This is a genomic window from Zobellia uliginosa, assembly GCF_018860745.1.
Classification (GTDB): domain Bacteria; phylum Bacteroidota; class Bacteroidia; order Flavobacteriales; family Flavobacteriaceae; genus Zobellia; species Zobellia uliginosa_B.
In genome coordinates this window covers 661,639-681,140 of record NZ_JAHKPY010000002.1, presented here as the reverse complement: position 1 = coordinate 681,140, position 19,502 = coordinate 661,639, and the positions used below count along the sequence as shown (strand labels likewise).

Below are 19,502 nucleotides of genomic sequence, written 5' to 3'. Positions count from 1 at the left end.
AAACACAATTATGTCTGAAAAACAAGAAAAAGCCACGGCCTATTGGAAAGAGAACCTCAAGTATTTAATTGTACTACTTGTCATATGGTTTGTTGTATCCTTTGGATGTGGAATATTATTTAGAGAAGAGTTAAACGAGATCAGACTTGGCGGCTTTAAACTGGGCTTCTGGTTTGCGCAACAAGGATCTATCTATGTATTCGTTGTGCTGATTTTCGTCTACGTAAGATTAATGAACAAATTAGATAAAAAATACGGTTTTGATGATTAACCATAACCAAACCTTAAATAGAACATTATGAGTGTACAAACATGGACATGGCTACTAGTTGGGCTTACTTTTGCCCTTTATTTTGGAATAGCGATTTGGGCTAGAGCCGGCTCAACTAAAGAATTTTACGTAGCAGGTGGTGGCGTTTCCCCTTGGGCAAATGGTATGGCCACAGCAGCAGATTGGATGAGTGCCGCATCTTTCATAAGTATGGCGGGTATTATTTCCTTTGCAGGTTACGACGGGTCCGTTTACCTTATGGGCTGGACAGGTGGATATGTGCTATTGGCCCTACTCCTAGCCCCATATTTACGAAAGTTCGGAAAATTTACCGTGCCAGATTTTATTGGTGACAGATACTACTCGAACACGGCAAGAACGGTTGCTGTAATCTGTGCTTTAATCGTTTCGTTTACCTATGTTGCAGGTCAGATGAGAGGTGTAGGTATTGTTTTTTCCCAATTTCTACAGGTTGATATTAATGTAGGTGTAATCATTGGAATGACGGTTGTTCTAACGTTTGCCCTTTTAGGGGGGATGAAGGGAATAACATACACTCAGGTAGCACAATACTGTGTACTGATTTTTGCTTTCATGGTACCAGCATTTTTTATCTCATTGCAAATGACCGGAAATATTATTCCTCAAATAGGAATGGGAGGTACGGTAGAAGGCGGAGAATTTCTTTTGGATAAATTAGATAAATTGCACACAGAACTTGGTTTTAACGAGTACACAAGCGGTACGAAAAGTACATGGGATGTTTTTGCTATTACCTTAGCGCTTATGACGGGAACAGCTGGGCTGCCACACGTAATTGTACGTTTCTTTACAGTACCCAAAGTAAAAGATGCCCGTAAATCCGCAGGGTATGCTTTATTACTTATTGCTATTTTATACACTACTGCTCCAGCAATTGCCGTATTTTCCAGAACGAATTTAATTGAAACGGTAAGTAATAAGGAGTACAAAGAAATTCCGGAATGGTTCAGAAACTGGGAAAACACAGGTCTGATAGCTTGGTCCGATAAAAATGGCGATGGCAAAATTCAATACGTTGCCGGAAGTGCTTTAGCTGATAAAAAACCTATCTATACTGAAGCCAGGGGAACACACGGTCAGCGGATGATTTCCAACCCAAGTGATGCCGAAAACGAGCTTTATGTGGATCGTGATATTATGGTACTAGCTAATCCAGAAATAGCAAATCTTCCCAACTGGGTCATAGGACTAGTTGCTGCAGGTGGTCTTGCCGCTGCCCTATCTACTGCTGCTGGGTTGCTTTTGGTAATCTCTACTTCTATATCTCATGATTTAATCAAAAAACAATTGAAGCCGGACATCTCGGACAAAGGAGAATTAACTGCTGCAAGAATCTCAATATTTGTAGCCATCTTAATTGCAGGATACTTTGGAATAAACCCCCCAGGGTTCGTAGCCGCGGTCGTTGCGTTGGCATTTGGACTAGCCGCAGCTTCGTTTTTCCCAGCAATAATCTTAGGAATATTTGACAAACGCATGAATAGTCAAGGTGCAATTTCAGGTATGGTAGTTGGTATTGTTCTAATGCTTTTCTATATGATGAAGTTTAAACTAGATATGTTTGGCGGCGGCACCAGTGCAGACTGGTGGTTTGGAACATCACCGGAAGGATTCGGCACCATTGCCATGTGTGTAAACATTGTCATCTCTATGGTAGTTTCAAGAATGACTCCGGCCCCTCCGATCAACGTACAGGAAATGGTAGAGAGTATAAGAATACCATCAGGTGCAGGAGAAGCTTCCGATCATTAATAAAGTATCTCATTATTCCATTTTATTTGGAATTATAGATTTGTTTCAATTTTAATTAGCTAAATCAGCATTGCCAAATATGGTGATGCTGATTTTATTAGTGAAAAGAGGCTTTATATTTCATAAATTAGTAAAACCTATTAGTTGCAACCATCAATACTTATTCTAAATGAAGAAACGCCACGAACAAAAATTAATAGTTCTTTCCTTTGCTTTGTTCTTACTGTTCAACATTCCTTTTGTCCTAATTTTTAATTTTGAAGGGGCAATACTAGGCGTTCCTACATTTTACTTTTCTATTTTTTCAATTTGGTTGCTTTCCATAATTATTTCAGGAATCGTTTTAAAACGACATTATGAGTAATTATGTAATCATAGTTATAATCATTACTTATTTGGCGGTACTTTTCTTCATAGCTTACCTGGCGGAAAAGAAAAAGAAAAGCAAATGGGTAAATAATCCCTATGTATACACTCTATCTCTAGCTGTCTATTGCTCTGCTTGGACCTATTATGGCAGTATTGGAATTGCCGCCAACTCAGGAATTGATTTTTTACCTATTTATTTAGGCCCTGTTATAGCAGCTCCCTTATGGATTCTTGTGCTTAGAAAAGTTATACGGATTTCTAATCAAAATAAAATTTCATCTATTGCGGATTTCATTTCCCTACGTTATGGAAACCATAGATTCTTAGGTGCACTAGTTACGGTGGTTTGCCTCTTTGGCACCATACCTTATATTTCTTTACAGCTAAAAGCGGTATCCGAAACGTTTGAAATAATGTCTGACAACACTAGCTACATTTTAAGTAACACTTTTCATGACTCTACCTTCTATGTAGCCTTGCTCTTGGCCATATTTGCAACTTTCTTTGGAACACAAAATGCAGATGCGTCTGAAAAACACACCGGAATAATTGCATCGGTAGCGTTTGAATCTATATTGAAGTTAGTATTTTTTTTAGTAGTTGGATTATACACCACGTTCTACTTGTTTGACGGAACAGTGGATATTTACGAACAGATGTCCGCTTTGGGCAATATGAAGGAACTGACCAGCCTTTCTGGGCTAGAGGATGGTTTTAACTGGTTTTTTACAATTGCACTGGCTTTCATGGCTATCTTTCTATTGCCCCGTCAATTTCAGGTTTCCGTTTTGGAAAATAATAGGGAAAAGTATTTAAAGAAAGCTATTTGGTTGTTTCCTCTCTATCTTTTAGCATTCAATGTTTTTGTGATTTTTATTGCTTGGGCCGGTAAGTTAACTTTTGGAGACAATGTAAATGCGGAATATTACACCTTACACCTACCACTGGAACATGGGAATTCTTTTCTGGCTACCTTGGTTTTTCTAGGAGGGTTTTCTGCGGTAATATCTATGGTTGTGGTGTCAACTTTAGCCTTATCAACCATGGTAAGCAACAACTTAATTATTCCATATGGCTTTTTGGAAAAATTCATTAGAAGCCATACAGAACTAAATGAAAGATATATTAAGAACATACGCCGTATTTCTATTTTTTCTATAATTATCATAGCCTATCTTTTTTATGTTTCATTCTCAAGAGAATTGTCGTTATACGCCATAGGTTTAATATCGTTTACCATTATTAGTCAACTTGCCCCTTCTTTTTTTATTGGTCTTTTTTGGAATCGAGGTTCATCAAAAGGAGCTATAACTGGTATTATAATCGGTTTTTTTATTACGGTTTATACCCTTGTACTTCCATTTACTCTGGCCGCCTACAGTGGTACGGATGATTTTACCCAACATGGCCTTTATGGTATTGAAGCATTAAAGCCATATGCTTTATTCGGCATTGACTTTTTGAGTCCACCTGCTCACGCTTTTTTTTGGAGCATCTTTTTTAATCTGCTAGCTTATTTAGTGTTTTCACTTGTTTCAAAAGGTAATTATAGAGAGCGTAATTATGCAGAAATGTTTGTGGACAGTAAAAATTTTTCCGCCTTGCAGGACAGTGCGCTTGTTTGGAAAGGAGAAGCATATGTGGCGGACATCAAGAATATGCTCATCCGATTTTTGGGAGAAAAAAAAGCCACTAGGGCATTACGGCTCTTTTTTACAAAATATAAATTACCGTTAGACACACAATTGGCGGACGCGCGACTTATAAACTTTTCTGAAAAACTTCTAACCGGAAGCATTGGTAGTGCTTCCGCAAAAATACTAATAGACAGCGTAGTTAAGGAAGAACAGATCAGCCTTCCTGAAGTCCTTAGGATATTAGAGGAATCAAAAGAAAACATCGTGAGCAATAAAATGCTTCTTGAAAAATCTGATGAGCTATCTCAACTTACGTCACAATTGAAAGATGCAAATGAAGAACTGGTTAATAAGGACAAACAAAAGGATGAGTTTTTAGATACGGTTGCCCATGAACTAAAAACGCCTATTACCGGAATAAGGGCTGCAACTGAACTTCTGATGGATGAAGATGATGATATGCCCAAAACCCTTAAAAAACAGTTTCTTACCAATATACTTCAAGATTCGGATAGATTAGGACGGCTCATTAACAACATCTTGGATTTTGAAAAACTGGAAACAGGAAGACTCAGCCTAGATGTTCGTTCTCTTGATATTCAAGAAACAATAAAAAAGGCAGTTGCCAACACCAAGCATATAGCTGCTAAAAAAGGAATTGTTATACAAACAAAAAATGTACGCAATTTTAAGATTGATTATGATGAGGATAGGATTCTACAAGTATTTACTAACCTAATTTCTAATGCTATAAAGTTTTGCGAAGCGCAATCCGGGTATATTGAAATAGATTATAAGCTTGGGAATGAAGTCCTTGAAATATTTGTTGCGGATAATGGAAAAGGTATTCCTGTAGAAGATATAGACTATGTTTTTGACAAATTTTATCAATCTCAACATCAAAATACCATTAAACCTCAAGGAAGCGGGTTAGGACTGGCTATCACTAAACAAATTATAGAAAAGCATAATGGAAGAATATGGGTAGACAAGACTGTAAAAACCGGCGCAAAGTTTGTTTTTACGCTGCCTATTAGTTAAATTGTAGAACGATTTATGAAGTACAAAATTTTAATTGTTGATGATGAGCCAAATATTGTAATGTCTCTAGAGTATGCCTTTAAAAAAAAAGGGTTTGAGGTATTCATAGCAAGAGATGGCAGTGAGGTGTTAAGTACTGTTGAAAACAATGTTCCGGACATTATTTTACTGGATATCATGATGCCAAATGTAGATGGTTATCAAACCTTAAAACAAATAAAGAACAACAAGAGTTTAGAGGCTACAAAAATAGCTTTTCTAACCGCAAAAAATAGAGCTTCAGATATTGAAAAGGGTTTAAAACTTGGAGCTGATAAATATTTAGTAAAACCTTTTTCAGTAAAAAAAATAGTTTCAGAAATATTGGAACTGTTGGAATAACAGTCTTTTAAGACTTTTTTAAATTGGTTTTGTGTGCAAGCAAACTATGTTTAATTAAATTTTAAAGACATGAAATTTCGCATTAATCCGTTGGCGTCAGATATTATAATTACTGCGTACATTATTGGTACCTTATATCTGAGATTTAAATTCGAAAGCCAGACCGAAACGAGTCCTACGCTGTCTATAGCTATGGGTATTTGTTTTGTTGTAATTCTTTGGGTACTTATTAAACTTAAGGTATTCAACCCCAATTGGTTTGGTTTGTTCAATGCTAAAAGCCCCAAATAATTAGTTTTTTAGTAATGAGAACGGAAAGCAGCAATGGGCTTTAATTCTATGACCTGTCTTCTACCGAGACTTTTATATCCTGAAAATCACTTAAAACATATTTATCAAACCACACTTAAGCTTCTGCTTGAATTGAGTGGTTACTTAATATCTAAGTTTCAATTAAACAAAACTAAAAAACACCCTTTTAACCCTTCTTATCTTTTTAGAGTGGGTTTGTGTTCGTTTGGTTTTTAAAGTAAAGGATTTTATGATTTCCTACCATACCACAGGTCATTAGATGAAAAGTATATTCAATATAGAATGAAAATAATAGAAAAAATAAGTCATATTATTTTCAACAAAAGCACATACAATGGCAACAAAGTAAAACCCAAATATTGGGGAATTAATGAATTATAAACTATTAAGTAATGAGTAATTATCATATTAAACACCTAGAAGAATATTATCAAGTTTACAGAAAATCAATTAGAGATCCAGAAAATTTTTGGGAGGAAATTGCAGGCGAACATTTTTTATGGCGAAAAAAATGGGACAAAGTGCTAGATTGGGATTTTAAAAAACCGGAAATCAAATGGTTTGAAGGTGCACAGTTAAATATTACCGAGAATTGTATTGACAGACATTTAACCACCAAATCTGACCAAACTGCTATTTTATTCGAACCCAATGACCCAAATGAGGAAGCGGAACATATCACTTACGGTCAACTACATAAAAGGGTGAACCAATTTGCAAATGTTTTAAAGGAACAGGGTGTAAAAAGAGGAGATAGAGTATGTATTTATGTACCCATGATACCAGAGTTGGCTATTTCTCTTTTAGCGTGTGCCAGAATAGGTGCTATTCACTCCGTAGTTTTTGCGGGATTTTCTTCTAAAGCGTTAGCAACTAGAATTAACGATAGCGACTGCAAAATGGTTATTACCGCAGACGGATCATACCGAGGCTCTAAAACCATAGATTTAAAAGGTATTGTAGATGAAGCCCTAAAAAGCTGTAAAGGTGTGCAAACTGTTTTAGTAGCAAAACGAATTAATTCTGAAATTACTATGAAAGCAGGAAGGGATAAGTGGCTTCAACCCCTGTTAGATAAAGCTTCTTATAAATGTAAAGCAGAAATAATGAATGCAGAAGATCCTTTGTTCATTCTATATACCTCTGGCTCCACAGGAAAACCCAAAGGCATGGTGCATACTACGGGTGGCTACATGGTATACACCGCATATACCTTTAAAAATGCCTTTCAGTACAAAGAGAACGATGTGTATTGGTGTACTGCTGATATTGGTTGGATTACAGGCCATAGTTACATAGTTTACGGACCACTGGCCAATGGGGCTACCACCGTTCTATTTGAGGGTGTACCCAGCTATCCTGATTTTGGACGTTTTTGGGACATTGTAGATAAACACAAAGTAAATCAATTTTACACCGCACCAACAGCAATTCGTGCCTTGGCAAAGCAAGGTGTTGAATTAATACAGAAATATGACCTTTCTTCATTAAAAGTCTTAGGTAGTGTAGGTGAACCTATAAATGAAGAGGCTTGGCACTGGTATAATGACAATGTTGGAAAGAGCAAAAGCCCTATTATAGACTCATGGTGGCAAACTGAGACCGGAGGTATTATGATTACCCCTATTCCTTATGTAACACCAACAAAACCAACGTATGCCACACTCCCCTTTATAGGTATTCAACCCTGTTTAATGGATGAAGAAGGAAAGCAATTAAAAGGTAATCAAGTTGATGGTCGTTTATGTATAAAATTTCCTTGGCCAAGTATTGCCCGCACTATTTGGGGCAATCATCAACGTTATAAAGAAACCTATTTCTCCGCATATGACAATATGTATTTTACCGGTGATGGTGCTTTACGGGACGAAGTTGGCTATTACAGGATAACAGGCCGTGTAGATGATGTTATAATTGTGTCAGGTCATAATTTAGGTACTGCACCAATCGAAGATGCTATAAACGAGCACCCCGCAATTTCAGAGAGTGCAATTGTTGGTTTCCCTCATGATATTAAAGGCAGTGCTCTGTACGGCTACATTACTTTAAAAGACGCCGGTGAAAGTAGAAATCACGAAAATCTTCGCAAAGAAATAAATCAGTTGATTTCTGATCGGATTGGACCCATTTCCAAGTTGGATAAAATTCAATTTACGACAGGTTTACCTAAAACGCGTTCCGGCAAAATCATGCGACGTATACTAAGAAAAATTGCCAGTAAGGACACGAGTAACCTTGGCGATACGAGTACGCTTCTAAATCCAGAATGCGTTCAAGATATAATGGATAACGCCTTATGACACAGCTATCCGTACTTTTAACCATTAAGTAGATTAATCATACTCGATTTTTTTACAAACGCATTAGACTACACGGTATTCTAATGCGTTTGCTTTTTTTGGCTTCCAAATTATTAATAATAAATTATAAAAGATATACTCGGCTCAAAGGATAATTAGTAGGAAATATCTTCAAAACCTGATCAAAATCATATTATAAAAAACCTAGACACTGCATTTTTGTGAGCTACAGTTGCAAACCTTGAATCAAGACTGTTCATTTAGGTTTAACCATCACAAAAACATAGTATATGACGCAAGCACATTCCTTTCACATTCCAGTTATGGGCATTGGCTTTACAATTGACTCTCCTTTAAAAGTTTCACAATTTGGTATTGACTCCGTTATTTCGCTAGTAGATGATATTCTATTGGAAAAGCTTCGCAAGATGTACTCTGGCAAATATGACCTCCCTTATCAGGAAATTACAGATAATATAGAAGATTTTAGGGCCAAACGCATAACTTCTTATCTTGACATGATTCAAGATCTTGCTCAAGAAAAATTTGATAATTTCAAAAATACCACTACCGAAACTGCTGACGGCATCCGGTCTTATTTCAACTCCCTACCCGATTCATCAACCTTTAAAAAAGAGTTTTTTCAACTCTCTGAACACTCTTTTAATTTTACTGAAATTAAAGACTGGGTTAAAGAGCGAATGCCCATGGGGAGTATTGATGTAAACATCATGACGAAGGTTGATAAGGATAACTACATTAAAAAAGAAAAACTTTCATCTGAATTTAATGATGCGCATGCTGCTCTTAGAGGGTTTGCAAATAGTAAGCTGAACTCTTCCGTAGTTCTTTCTGCAGGAATGAACCCTCGTTTATATAGCTATTTAGAACAGTTTGATGATTTTTATCCGGAGGCCAACGGGAACATTAAAAAGAAGATTGTTCTTAAGGTAAGTGATTACCGGTCAGCTATGATACAGGGAAAATTTCTAGCCAAAAAAGGTATTTGGGTTTCAGAATACCGTATAGAATCTGGACTTAATTGTGGTGGACATGCATTTGCCACGGATGGCCACTTAATGGGTCCTATATTACATCAGTTCAAAGAAAATAAACAAGAATTGATAGATACGGTTTATGACCTTTTAATCAGTTCTCTTCAACTTAAAGAACGTACAACTCCAAACCAGCCATTGTCTTTAAAAATCACTGCTCAAGGCGGTGTTGGTACTGCTGCAGAACATCAATTTCTTATAGATGAATACAACGTAGACTCTGTTGGTTGGGGTTCCGCTTTTCTTTTAGTTCCTGAGGCGACCACAGTAGATAAAGGCACTTTAGACAGATTGGTCAAAGCCAAAGAAGAAGACTTGTATTTGAGTAATATTTCGCCATTGGGTATTCCTTTTCACAGTTTAAAAGGGAATACCAAAGATGTTGAAAAAGCGGCCCGCATTTCTGACGGCAAACCTGGTAGTCCATGTCCGAAAAAATTTGTAGCGCTAAACAAAGATTTTAGTGAAAAAGGACTTTGTACGGCATCTAGACAATACCAAAACAAGAAGTTAAAAGAACTCAAAAGCAAAGACCTCTCACAAACCGAATACGATTATCATTTTCATAAGATTACGGAAAAATCCTGTACCTGCGTAGGTTTAGGGACATCTGCACTACTCGCTTATAATCTAGATACAAAAATTGAAGGTGAAGGCGTATCTGTTTGCCCAGGACCTAATATGGCTTATTTTTCAAAAGTATCTACGTTAGATGAAATGATGAGGCATATCTATGGCAAGAAGAATGTAATGTCACATCCAAATCGCCCAAATATGTTCATAAAAGAACTTCACATCTATTTAGAATATTATAAAGAACAAATTTCGGAATCTAAAATGATGCCTACCGCTAAACGTAGAAAACAATTACTGTCATTTAGCAGTAATTTAATGGAAGGTATTGGGTATTATAAAAATCTATTTGAGGCAAAAAAAAATAAGGCACTCCCCTATTATAACCTTGCGACGCAACAGTTAAAGGAGTCCCGAATTTTCTTATCATTGTTAACCGAAGAAGTTGAAATACCTGAAGAGAATTTAGCGTCTTAAATATAGTTGTGATGAAATCTTTAAATATTGTAATTAAAGAAGCCCTGCCAGAAATGATGGGGCTTTTTGTTGTTGTTTTAATTAAATTTGAACGATAAAATAAGTGGCTATTAAAAGTAATTAAAGGTTGAAGATGATTTGTTCTTTAAAACTTCTGAATTCCTCAAATAAACATTTGCTTTTGATTTATTATTTAAATGGTGCTCTACATAAATTACCTTTTTGAAATCATTAAAAAAAGATATTATTCAACAGTAATTTTAGGCATCCTATTTTTTCATTTAGAATGATTCATTAATTGATATTTTTTTTCTTCGAGAACATTTTTTTAAAATTTAAGCGTATTTCTTAAATTTTCTTAAATTTTTTTTAAACGCAGAATTTCACTTCAAAAAAAATTCCTTTCACCTAGTATCAGTACTATTCTACACTACTGGATGATTTACAGATAATAGAATAAAAGCTACTTATTCATAAACAAACTTGTTAAAATTAAAGAATACAACAACCACATCCTCAGTTTATTCGTACATCTTTAAACCCCGAAATTTAAATCTTATGAACAAAGTGAAAATGTACTTATTGTTTTTTTGTGTTGGATTCAGCATTATGAGCTGTACCAGTGACAACTTAAATTTAATTCCAGATGACGATTCTGAAGAACAGGAATCCGAAACTCCCGAAGAAGAGAACACCGAGGAGGAGGAAGCAACCCCCGATGAAGATGTAGTTACTGTAGATATCGCTACAGAACTTACCGCAAACGATTTAGAGCCACACCCCATGCAAGATATTGCGAAACCTGGGTATTTGGAAACCATTGTAGATCCTTCATTCGGAACAATTATCCGTAGAATTTCTAATGGTGGCGATGGTACCGTTACAAAACCAATGTATAGTACCGTTCAAGCATGGAACGCAGATGAAACCCGAATGATTTTGTACGACCAAACTAATGGTGTACATCAATTATTAGATGGTAAGACCTATGCTTTTATTAGAAACCTAGACGATATTCTACCAGATGATATAGAACAATTATATTGGGATTTTAAAGAAGCTGACATTCTTTATTACCTTGATAAAAGAACGGATGATTATACCAAATACACCGTATCATCTGGTAACAAAGAGATTTTGGTGAACCTTAGGGAAATAACCGGTTGTACAGGTGGCCTAAGTATGGGCAACGATGTTCAAATGCCATCTTGGGACAATGATATAATAGGATTTCGTTGTGAGAACAATACAGCCTACGCTTATCGTTTTTCAACTCAAAAGTTAACTACTTTCAATATTGATGACGTAAACTATACAGCGGCTATGCCTGCCCCAAGCGGTCAACTTTTTTACCATAATGTATCTTCATACGATACCAACGGTAACCTTGTAACTAGACTTAACAAACAGAAACCAGAACATTCTTCTTTAGGTAAAATGGCGAACGGAACCGATGCCGATTTTACGGTAACATTTAACGGTGGTCCCAATGGTGGATGTTTAGGGAATATTGTTGCTTATGACCTAAACACAGGCGATTGTTTACCTGTTATCTCTGAAGATTTAGGATATGATTATCCAAAAAGCGGTACGCATATTTCTGCTGTAGCTCATAAAAATCCGGGATGGATTGCAGCTTCTATGATGGGGTTTCAATTAGACGGACAAACGCTTTTAGATCAAGAATTGGTGATAGCAAGAGTTGAACCAGAAAACATACAAGTATACAGAATTGGACACCATAGATCCGATTCCGATGAGTTTGGTTATTGGGGAGAGCCTCATGCCGTAATTAGCCCTACAGGAACCCGTGTGCTTTTTGGATCTGACTGGAGTGGTAGCGATGACGGAAAATCAGTGGAATCCTATGTAGTTGAGTTACCTTCTTACCAACCATAATTAATTTAATTATAAGGTTCTCCTAAAGTAAACCTTATGTTCTCTAAACTTTAAAAGCAAGCCCTTTTCCAAGGGCTTGCTACTTTTTTATACATATCCCTAGTTTTTTTGATATTTTCGCCATAATAGCGCATTAAATGACCATTGAAGATTTAGTTGGAGAATACAATATCTTAGGAGGCAACCAAGATGCCGAACAGCATTCTTACAAAGGAAAACTGATTTTGACTGTAGATGATAATACCAGAATAAATGCCAACTGGACTATAGGCACTAATCAACAACAAACAGGCACTGGATTTTTTAAAAACAATATTCTAGTTATCAACTTTAGATACACTGGTGAAGACCGTAATATTTATAAAGGTGTTGCTGTTTATCAATGTATCAGCAAAGATATTTTAGACGGATTTTGGTCTGAAAAGCATGGAAATCCGCTTTATTTAGGAGAAGAGCGCTGTTTTAGAATTAAAACAAACGCTGCATTAAATTAAGATTACATAGCGAACATAATATGGCAAGCAATAAACCCTACCACCGCTAAAATAATACCTACTAAGAATACATGAAAAGAAGTTCTAAGTAGTTTAAACTTTCTATCAATTGTCTTCCCTAAGTGAAACGTATCCCTTGCAATGGTCTTATAAAGTTCGTCGCCCTTGTACATTAAACCAGTAAGTTCTTCTGTATATTCTTCTTCGTTCATAGTATTAAAATTACCATAGAACAAAAGATTATTGGTACTCCTATCACCATGTGTAAGCTCTGGTCTAGTTGCAAATACGGCATATGCAATAGATATAAGATTGGTGACAAGCATAATAATTGCCGGATATATAAGATGTGGATCCTTATCTAACTGACTTAATACGGTACCCAAAATTATAGATAGAATAAGTGCGTTGATGGAAATAAGAATATTCGATTTTCTATCGATCATCGCGTTCAAAGTATACTGATTTTTAGATACCAAACGAAACAAAGTTTCTGCACCACGTTCTGAACGAGGTTCAACTTTTGAAAGTTTCTTCTTCAGTTCTTTTAGTTTCTCTTTATCAATACCCAATTCGGCAATCAATTGCTTATCAATCGCTTTTTCTTGCTTTTTTATTACTTTTTCTGATTCTTCCATCATTAAATAATTTTACTAGCTATATATTTTCTTTGCTACTTTACCAACACTCAACCCTTGTACAAGTACCGACACCAGTACCACAACATAGGTTATATATAATATGATTTCCGCAGAAAGGTCTTCTGACAAACTAAGTGCCAATGCTATGGATATACCACCGCGTAAGCCTCCCCAGGTTAAAATAGCCACTGTTTTTATAGGTTTACTTTCTTCATGTTTTAGTAAACTATACGGTAATAACACCGATATAAAACGAGCTAAAAGCACCACGAATACAGACAAGACACCTAAAGTAAGGTATAACGAATCAAATTTAAGCAGGTGTATTGACAACCCTATTAGAACGAATAGAATAGCATTAAATACATCATCTAGAACTTCCCAAATATTATTCAGCATTTTGCGAGTCATTCCTTTATTTGATGCTATATTAATTTTATTTCCAATGACCATACCCGAAACTACCATAGCCAACGGTCCGGATACATGAAGTAACGAAGCTATTGCATAACCACCTATGACAATGGCTAAACTTATTAAAACCGCTAATTGCGGATTTTCATTAATAGATTTGATAACTCTATATCCTATATAACCTAAAATCAAACCGTAGACAATTCCACCAACGGCTTCCATTAAAAATAGCTCGCCAATTGCACTACTTACGGATTCATTGCTATTTTCATCTAAGCGTGCTACAATCAACAAACCAGAAAATACTACAACACCAATACCATCATTAAACAATGATTCGCCTTCAATTTTTACTCCCAAACTTTTCTGAATATTTGCCTTTTTCAAAATTGACATTACCGCTATGGGGTCTGTTGGCGAAATTAATGCTCCAAAAAGCAAAGCATGTATAAGAGGTAATTCTATACTTAAAGATTGAGCAAGATAATAGGTTAAAAACCCGACAATAGTAGTAGAAATAAGCACCCCGAACGTTGCAAACAATAGTATAGATTTCCGCTCTTTTTTTAGGTCATCGATATTAACATGTAAAGATCCTGCAAAAAGCAAGAAACTCAACATACCGTCCATTAACAGACTTCTAAAATCTGTATTGATTACCACATCGCAGAAGTAAAGATAAAATGCAGGAAATATATTTTGAGTCAATGTAATTAAAACGACCGTTGACAAAGCTAAAATCATTAACCCAATGGTTGATGGCAACTTTAACCACTTATAGTTGACGTAACTAAAAAAGGCGGCAATTAAGAATATGATACTAAATGATTGAAACATGTTTTCTTATTTAAATCAAACTAGCGTCAGTGATTATTTCCAGTAATGCCGGACCATCATGTGCTTTTAGTTTTTCTAAAGCAGGTATTAATTCTTCTATTTTGGTAACTCTAATACCAAGTGCTCCACAATTCTCTGCATACTTTGAAAAATTAGCATTGTGTAAAGAAGTTTTCCAAACATCCAATTCAGCCGCTTTTTGCTCCTTTGAAATTTTACCGATTTCCGAGTTGTTTAAAAGCACATGCTTAATGTTCATATTGTATTTCACCAAAGTCATCATCTCACCTAAATATTGACCAAAGCCACCATCACCGGAAACGGACCAAATAGGTCTTTCGTTACCTTGAGCAGCCCAAGCCCCCATTGCTGCAGGTAATGCAAAACCTATAGAACCCAAGTAACCCGACATCAATACAGATTGATTTTTAGGTTCAAAATAACGACCAAAAGAATAGGTGTTGTTACCAACATCTACGGCAATAACCGCATTGTCTGGCACTACTTTGTTCATTGCATCAAATACTGCAATTGAACTTAGACCAACTGTACTTTCATCTTGGAGCCTACTTGCTTTTTCTTCTTGCCATATCTCCCATCGTTTTGCAATTTCCGGACGTCTATCTACCGTATTTATTTTTCCTTCGGTTTGTTCTTCTATAATGGTCAAGGTTTCAGAAATCTCTCCCCATAGGGCAGCATCAACTTTATGAAATTTACTTAAAGCTGCTGGGTCATAATCTACCTGTATAATAGGTTTTTTAGGCGTAATACCTGTATGATTAGAAAACGATGCTCCAAAAACAATCAATAAATCACTCTCGTTCATAAACCATGAAGCTATGGGCGTTCCGCTTCTTCCTAGTACTCCACAACCTAATTCATGATGGTCAGAAATTTGTCCTTTTCCTTTAAAGGTGGTGATTACCGGACAGTTTAATTTTTCTGCAAATGCGATTATAGCATCCATTTGAAAACGAGCGCCATGCCCTACGATTATTGCAGGTCGTTCTGAGTCTGTAATCATACCCACCGCTTTCGCTACCATTTGTCTTGGCGGTGAAATATTAAAAGGTGTAATTCTATCTTCTGGAGTCTGTGCCTTTTGGTTATCTGGCTTTGGCATAAAGGCAACCTCATCTGGGAAAGTAATATGAGATACATCTCTATTTATTAATGCGCTTTTAATCGCCAAGCTCATTAATTCACTATGCTTAGAGTTTTGTTGCACACTATGGTTAAAATTGGCTACGGTTTGAAAAGCACCTACCAAATCTACTTCTTGAAAGGCACCTGTTCCCAATACTTGTGTATTTACCTGACCAGAAAGTGCCAACATTGGTGAACGGTCTACTTTAGCATCCCACATACCTGTAAACATATTGGTAGAACCCGGACCTGCAATACCAAAGCAAACTGCAGGTTTCCCCATTAATTTACCATAAGCAGATGCCGCAAATGCCGCAGCACCTTCATGACGTATTCCGAAAAACTTGAAATTTCCTTTTTCTTCTTGACGCATCATGGCATCGGCAACCCCTAGGTTTGAGTGACCAACCATGCCAAAACCAGTATCAACACCCCAATTAACCATGGTCTCTATCATGACATCAGAGATTGTTTCTGCGTGTTTCTCTTCCTCTTCAATACCCACAAAAATTTCATCGCCCTCTTCCTTTGTTGGAAAAGTTTCAATACCATCATCATAACCACCTGGCGGCACACCGGTACAAGGGTCAAAATCCCAACCATGCCACGGGCAACGTAACAATCCGTTTTCAATAGAACCTTCGCCTAGAGGTCCACCTTGGTGTGGACACTTATTATCTAGAGCAGAAAATTTGCCCTTAAAATGTGTTAAGCAAATACCTTTATGAGCAGCAGTAACAGTCATTACACGACCTTCTGCCAATCTCTTTTTATTATCTAACACTTTATGCCACACTACTTTCTTTTCCATGGGTCGGTTTTTTTCTGGTTATTTAATTTTTATCAATTGGTATTCTTTAAAATCAGGCATTTGAATATTGAAATGCTCATAAACCGATTTTGGAATTCCCAAATCAGCCATATACACTTCTACTGAGCTCGGTAATTTTTCTAAAAGAATTTTAGGAGCTGCCAAGGTCATTACTTGGTTTGCTTTAAACCCTGATAATTCACCATCTTTAGAAATACCAATGGGAATGTCCAATGATATTCTAAATGCCGTTGATGCGTTTGCTAATGCAATACTTTTTACAAAAGCATCTGACAACGGTAATCTTTGAGAGAATCCTAAATAGGCATCTACCCAAATATCCGTTGTTTCTGGAATACCTTCTTTAGCTCCAAATAACAACGCTCTTTCTAACTGTGCTTTTGGCAGGTCTTTGGTAATAGGAACTACCAAATCTAAATTCACATTAAACCCCCAAGCAGCAAGTCTTCGAGCAGCTACTAAACCGCCACCACCATTGTTTCCATTACCAACGCCAATAGTGATAACAGAGGTCGCAGTTGCCTTTTTGGCGATTAATCTTGCTAGTTGAAGCCCCGCATTTTCCATCATCAATTCAATGGACAGATTGTATTTTTCAACCGCCCAATAATCCATTTCTTTAAAGGCTTCTAATGAAAGACTGGTCACTTGCATATTTACTTTTTATAGGTATTGATAGCTTCCGTGAAAAACTGTACCGCTTGTTCTTCTTTAATTTTTGTAGCAGGTAAAACCGCTCCTTTAAATCCGTCGTTTTTCCATTCACCTAATGAAAGAGCATCAAACTTAGAAGTATCTAAACCGTTATGCCCTTTGTATCCGCTGATATAAAAATAGTGTTCATTAATCATCGTATCAGGTACAGCTAAACCAAAGCCAATAGACAAATCATCAGAAATAATAACATAAGCACCTGAATCAAAATGATGGGGCCAAATACGAATGTCCGATTCCAAACCATTTACCTCAAGTGTTCTTTCTAGACCAGATTGCGTCAAACTTCTTAAATCGGCAAGTTCCTTTAATTTAGATGCATCTAGTACAAAGGTGAAAGCATCATCAATTGAATACGGTAGGTCGTAATGAAAATCATAGGTATATGTCTTACCCAAAAATGTATTCACAGAATTCGTTAACCATTCCAATGCTTGTTGATGCGTTTTACCATCTAAAGCAAAAGAAGCATTGTTCTTAGGGGAATTCCACTCTAAAGAAAAGGTATTATAGTTTAAAGCAAGAACATCTCCTTCTCTTGATAATGGGTGTGTTTCTAAACGTTGCTTATCAGTTGACCAACCAAGATTGGTATGACTATCATCTGCTTTCTTCTCTACAAAACTTATTCCTGCAGCAGCTAAATACTGTGCCGCTAAATGCATCATTTTATCCATCTTTATATTTTTTTTAAGCGTTAACACCGCCGTAATTAATTCCTGTTAAACGATGCATGTCATGATTAAAAGTAGATAGGTCATCAAAATTGAATTTTGAAATATCATCATGCCCACAAGCTCTTGCTATAACCTTGATAAGGTTATTTGTGGCATCAAAATAGTTATGCAATTGTTTCGCCGAAGAATCAATAATCAACCTACTACGCAATGATTCTTTTTGCGTTGCAATACCCACAGGGCAGTTGTTACTTCCGCAAGCACGCATACCTAAACAGCCAATTGCCTGCAAGGCCGAATTAGATACGGCAATAGCATCGGCACCTAACATAAGGGCTTTACCAAAATCTTCAGCAACTCTTAAACCTCCGGTAATTACCAAGGTGACATCTGTAGCACCAACTTTATCTAAATATTTTCTTGCTCTTGCCAAAGCAGGAATTGTAGGTACATTTATATTATCTCTTAATATAGTTGGTGCGGAACCTGTTCCCCCACCTCTACCATCTAAAATGATATAATCGACACCCACATCTAATGCAAACTGAATATCTTTTTCTATATGACTTGCTGCAATTTTGAATCCGATCGGTATACCTCCTGTACGTTCTCTTACCTGAGCTGCGAAAGATTTGAAGTCATCTACACCATGAAAATCTGGAAAAGTGGCTGGTGAAATTGCCGTCTCACCTTCTTTTAAACCTCTTACCTCTGCAATTTCCTTACTTACTTTAGCACCTGGCAAATGACCGCCGGTACCTGTTTTTGCTCCTTGCCCGCCTTTAAAATGAAATGCCTGTACATTATCTAACTTATCCCAAGTAAAGCCGAACTTTGCCGAAGCCAATTCGTAAAAATACTTGCTATTATTTTCTTGCTCTTGAGGCAACATACCACCTTCTCCTGAACAAATACCCGTACCTGCCAGTTCTGCACCTTTAGACAACGCTATTTTTGCTTCGCGTGACAAAGCACCAAAACTCATATCACTTACAAAAAGGGGAATATCTAAATGTAAAGGCTTTTTGGCTTTAGGTCCAATTACCACCTTTGTAGCCACCGCATCTTCATCAAGCAACGGTCTACTAGCCAATTGGGCAGGCAAAAATTGAATATCGCTCCATTTTGGCAATGTATTTCTATCCACTCCCATGGATGCCGAAAATCCGTGATGCCCTAAATTTTTAAGTCCGTTGGTAGCTAATTCTTTTATATACCCGGTATATGGTTCTGTCTCTTCAGGGTGTGTATCTGCGTAAGCGCCCAAATAAGCATCTCTATTAAAAGGTTGCGGACTGTCTACTAAATAAGCATCTATCTCTTCTTCATCTACAAAAAGACTACCACCCTCTATTTTAGTAGTAAACTTATGTAATACCTCAGCGTTATTGTATTCTGAAACTCCGGTATCTACTCTATAATCCCAACCGTGAACACCACAAATAAGGTTATGACCATCTACATGACCGTCTGACATTAATGCCCCTCTATGTAGACATCTACCATACAATACAGAAATATCATCATCAAATTTTACGATTACTAAATCCAAACCATTGACTAATGCGTGTTCTGGTTTTTTGTTTTCTAAAGTGTCTACTTGGGCAATTGCAATTGGTTTTTTCATTGGTAGTA

16 protein-coding genes are annotated in these 19,502 nt (G+C 36.6%); 10 read left to right on the top strand and 6 right to left on the bottom strand.

Annotated features, from left to right (window positions below; all coding sequences use genetic code 11):
• Window positions 1-10 precede the first annotated feature (10 nt).
• The 10 genes from KO521_RS03195 (at window position 11) to KO521_RS03150 (ending at window position 12,603) form a co-directional block, all read left to right on the top strand.
• Window positions 11-271, top strand: coding sequence for a DUF4212 domain-containing protein (locus KO521_RS03195; protein ID WP_215938452.1), 261 nt, complete (start codon window positions 11-13; stop codon window positions 269-271).
• Window positions 272-298: 27 nt separating this feature from the next.
• The gene (locus KO521_RS03190; RefSeq protein WP_215938451.1) at window positions 299-2,065 is read left to right on the top strand and encodes a sodium:solute symporter family protein; all 1,767 of its coding nucleotides are present in this window, start codon (window positions 299-301) and stop codon (window positions 2,063-2,065) included.
• A 169-nt stretch (window positions 2,066-2,234) separates the two neighbouring features.
• Window positions 2,235-2,429: a hypothetical protein gene (locus tag KO521_RS03185; RefSeq protein WP_215938450.1), complete on the top strand. Its 195-nt coding sequence runs from the start codon at window positions 2,235-2,237 to the stop codon at window positions 2,427-2,429.
• Window positions 2,422-5,112: a sodium:solute symporter family transporter gene (locus KO521_RS03180; RefSeq protein WP_215938449.1), complete on the top strand. Its 2,691-nt coding sequence runs from the start codon at window positions 2,422-2,424 to the stop codon at window positions 5,110-5,112. The genes KO521_RS03185 and KO521_RS03180 overlap by 8 nt, the downstream gene beginning before the upstream one ends.
• A gap of 15 nt (window positions 5,113-5,127) precedes the next feature.
• The gene (locus KO521_RS03175) at window positions 5,128-5,493 is read left to right on the top strand and encodes a response regulator transcription factor (protein ID WP_215938448.1); all 366 of its coding nucleotides are present in this window, start codon (window positions 5,128-5,130) and stop codon (window positions 5,491-5,493) included.
• Between the two features lie 69 nt (window positions 5,494-5,562).
• Entirely contained in the window at window positions 5,563-5,784 is a 222-nt protein-coding gene (locus KO521_RS03170; RefSeq protein WP_215938447.1) for a hypothetical protein, read from the top strand.
• Between the two features lie 413 nt (window positions 5,785-6,197).
• Entirely contained in the window at window positions 6,198-8,105 is a 1,908-nt protein-coding gene (gene acs / locus KO521_RS03165) for an acetate--CoA ligase (RefSeq protein WP_215938446.1), read from the top strand.
• Between the two features lie 290 nt (window positions 8,106-8,395).
• Complete coding sequence (locus tag KO521_RS03160) at window positions 8,396-10,210, top strand: hypothetical protein (RefSeq protein ID WP_215938445.1); 1,815 nt, start codon at window positions 8,396-8,398, stop codon at window positions 10,208-10,210.
• Window positions 10,211-10,768: 558 nt separating this feature from the next.
• Window positions 10,769-12,109, top strand: a complete 1,341-nt coding sequence (locus KO521_RS03155; protein ID WP_215938444.1) for a hypothetical protein — start codon at window positions 10,769-10,771, stop codon at window positions 12,107-12,109.
• A gap of 137 nt (window positions 12,110-12,246) precedes the next feature.
• Window positions 12,247-12,603, top strand: a complete 357-nt coding sequence (locus tag KO521_RS03150; protein ID WP_215938443.1) for a hypothetical protein — start codon at window positions 12,247-12,249, stop codon at window positions 12,601-12,603.
• Window positions 12,604-12,605: 2 nt separating this feature from the next.
• Here KO521_RS03150 and KO521_RS03145 read toward each other — a convergent pair whose 3' ends face one another.
• The 6 genes from KO521_RS03145 to KO521_RS03120 are packed head-to-tail and all read right to left on the bottom strand — an operon-like array spanning window position 12,606 to window position 19,494.
• A complete protein-coding gene (locus tag KO521_RS03145; protein ID WP_215938442.1) occupies window positions 12,606-13,244 on the bottom strand; it encodes a Pycsar system effector family protein in 639 nt (212 codons plus the stop codon).
• A gap of 12 nt (window positions 13,245-13,256) precedes the next feature.
• On the bottom strand, window positions 13,257-14,495 hold the full coding sequence (locus KO521_RS03140; protein ID WP_215938441.1) for a cation:proton antiporter: 1,239 nt from the start codon (window positions 14,493-14,495) through the stop codon (window positions 13,257-13,259).
• Between the two features lie 10 nt (window positions 14,496-14,505).
• Entirely contained in the window at window positions 14,506-16,455 is a 1,950-nt protein-coding gene (locus KO521_RS03135) for a thiamine pyrophosphate-dependent enzyme (RefSeq protein ID WP_215938440.1), read from the bottom strand.
• Between the two features lie 18 nt (window positions 16,456-16,473).
• Window positions 16,474-17,130: an NAD(P)H-hydrate epimerase gene (locus tag KO521_RS03130; protein WP_215938439.1), complete on the bottom strand. Its 657-nt coding sequence runs from the start codon at window positions 17,128-17,130 to the stop codon at window positions 16,474-16,476.
• A 2-nt stretch (window positions 17,131-17,132) separates the two neighbouring features.
• On the bottom strand, window positions 17,133-17,867 hold the full coding sequence (locus tag KO521_RS03125; RefSeq protein ID WP_215938438.1) for a hypothetical protein: 735 nt from the start codon (window positions 17,865-17,867) through the stop codon (window positions 17,133-17,135).
• Between the two features lie 13 nt (window positions 17,868-17,880).
• Window positions 17,881-19,494: a glutamate synthase-related protein gene (locus KO521_RS03120; RefSeq protein ID WP_215938437.1), complete on the bottom strand. Its 1,614-nt coding sequence runs from the start codon at window positions 19,492-19,494 to the stop codon at window positions 17,881-17,883.
• Between the last annotated feature and the right edge of the window lie 8 nt (window positions 19,495-19,502).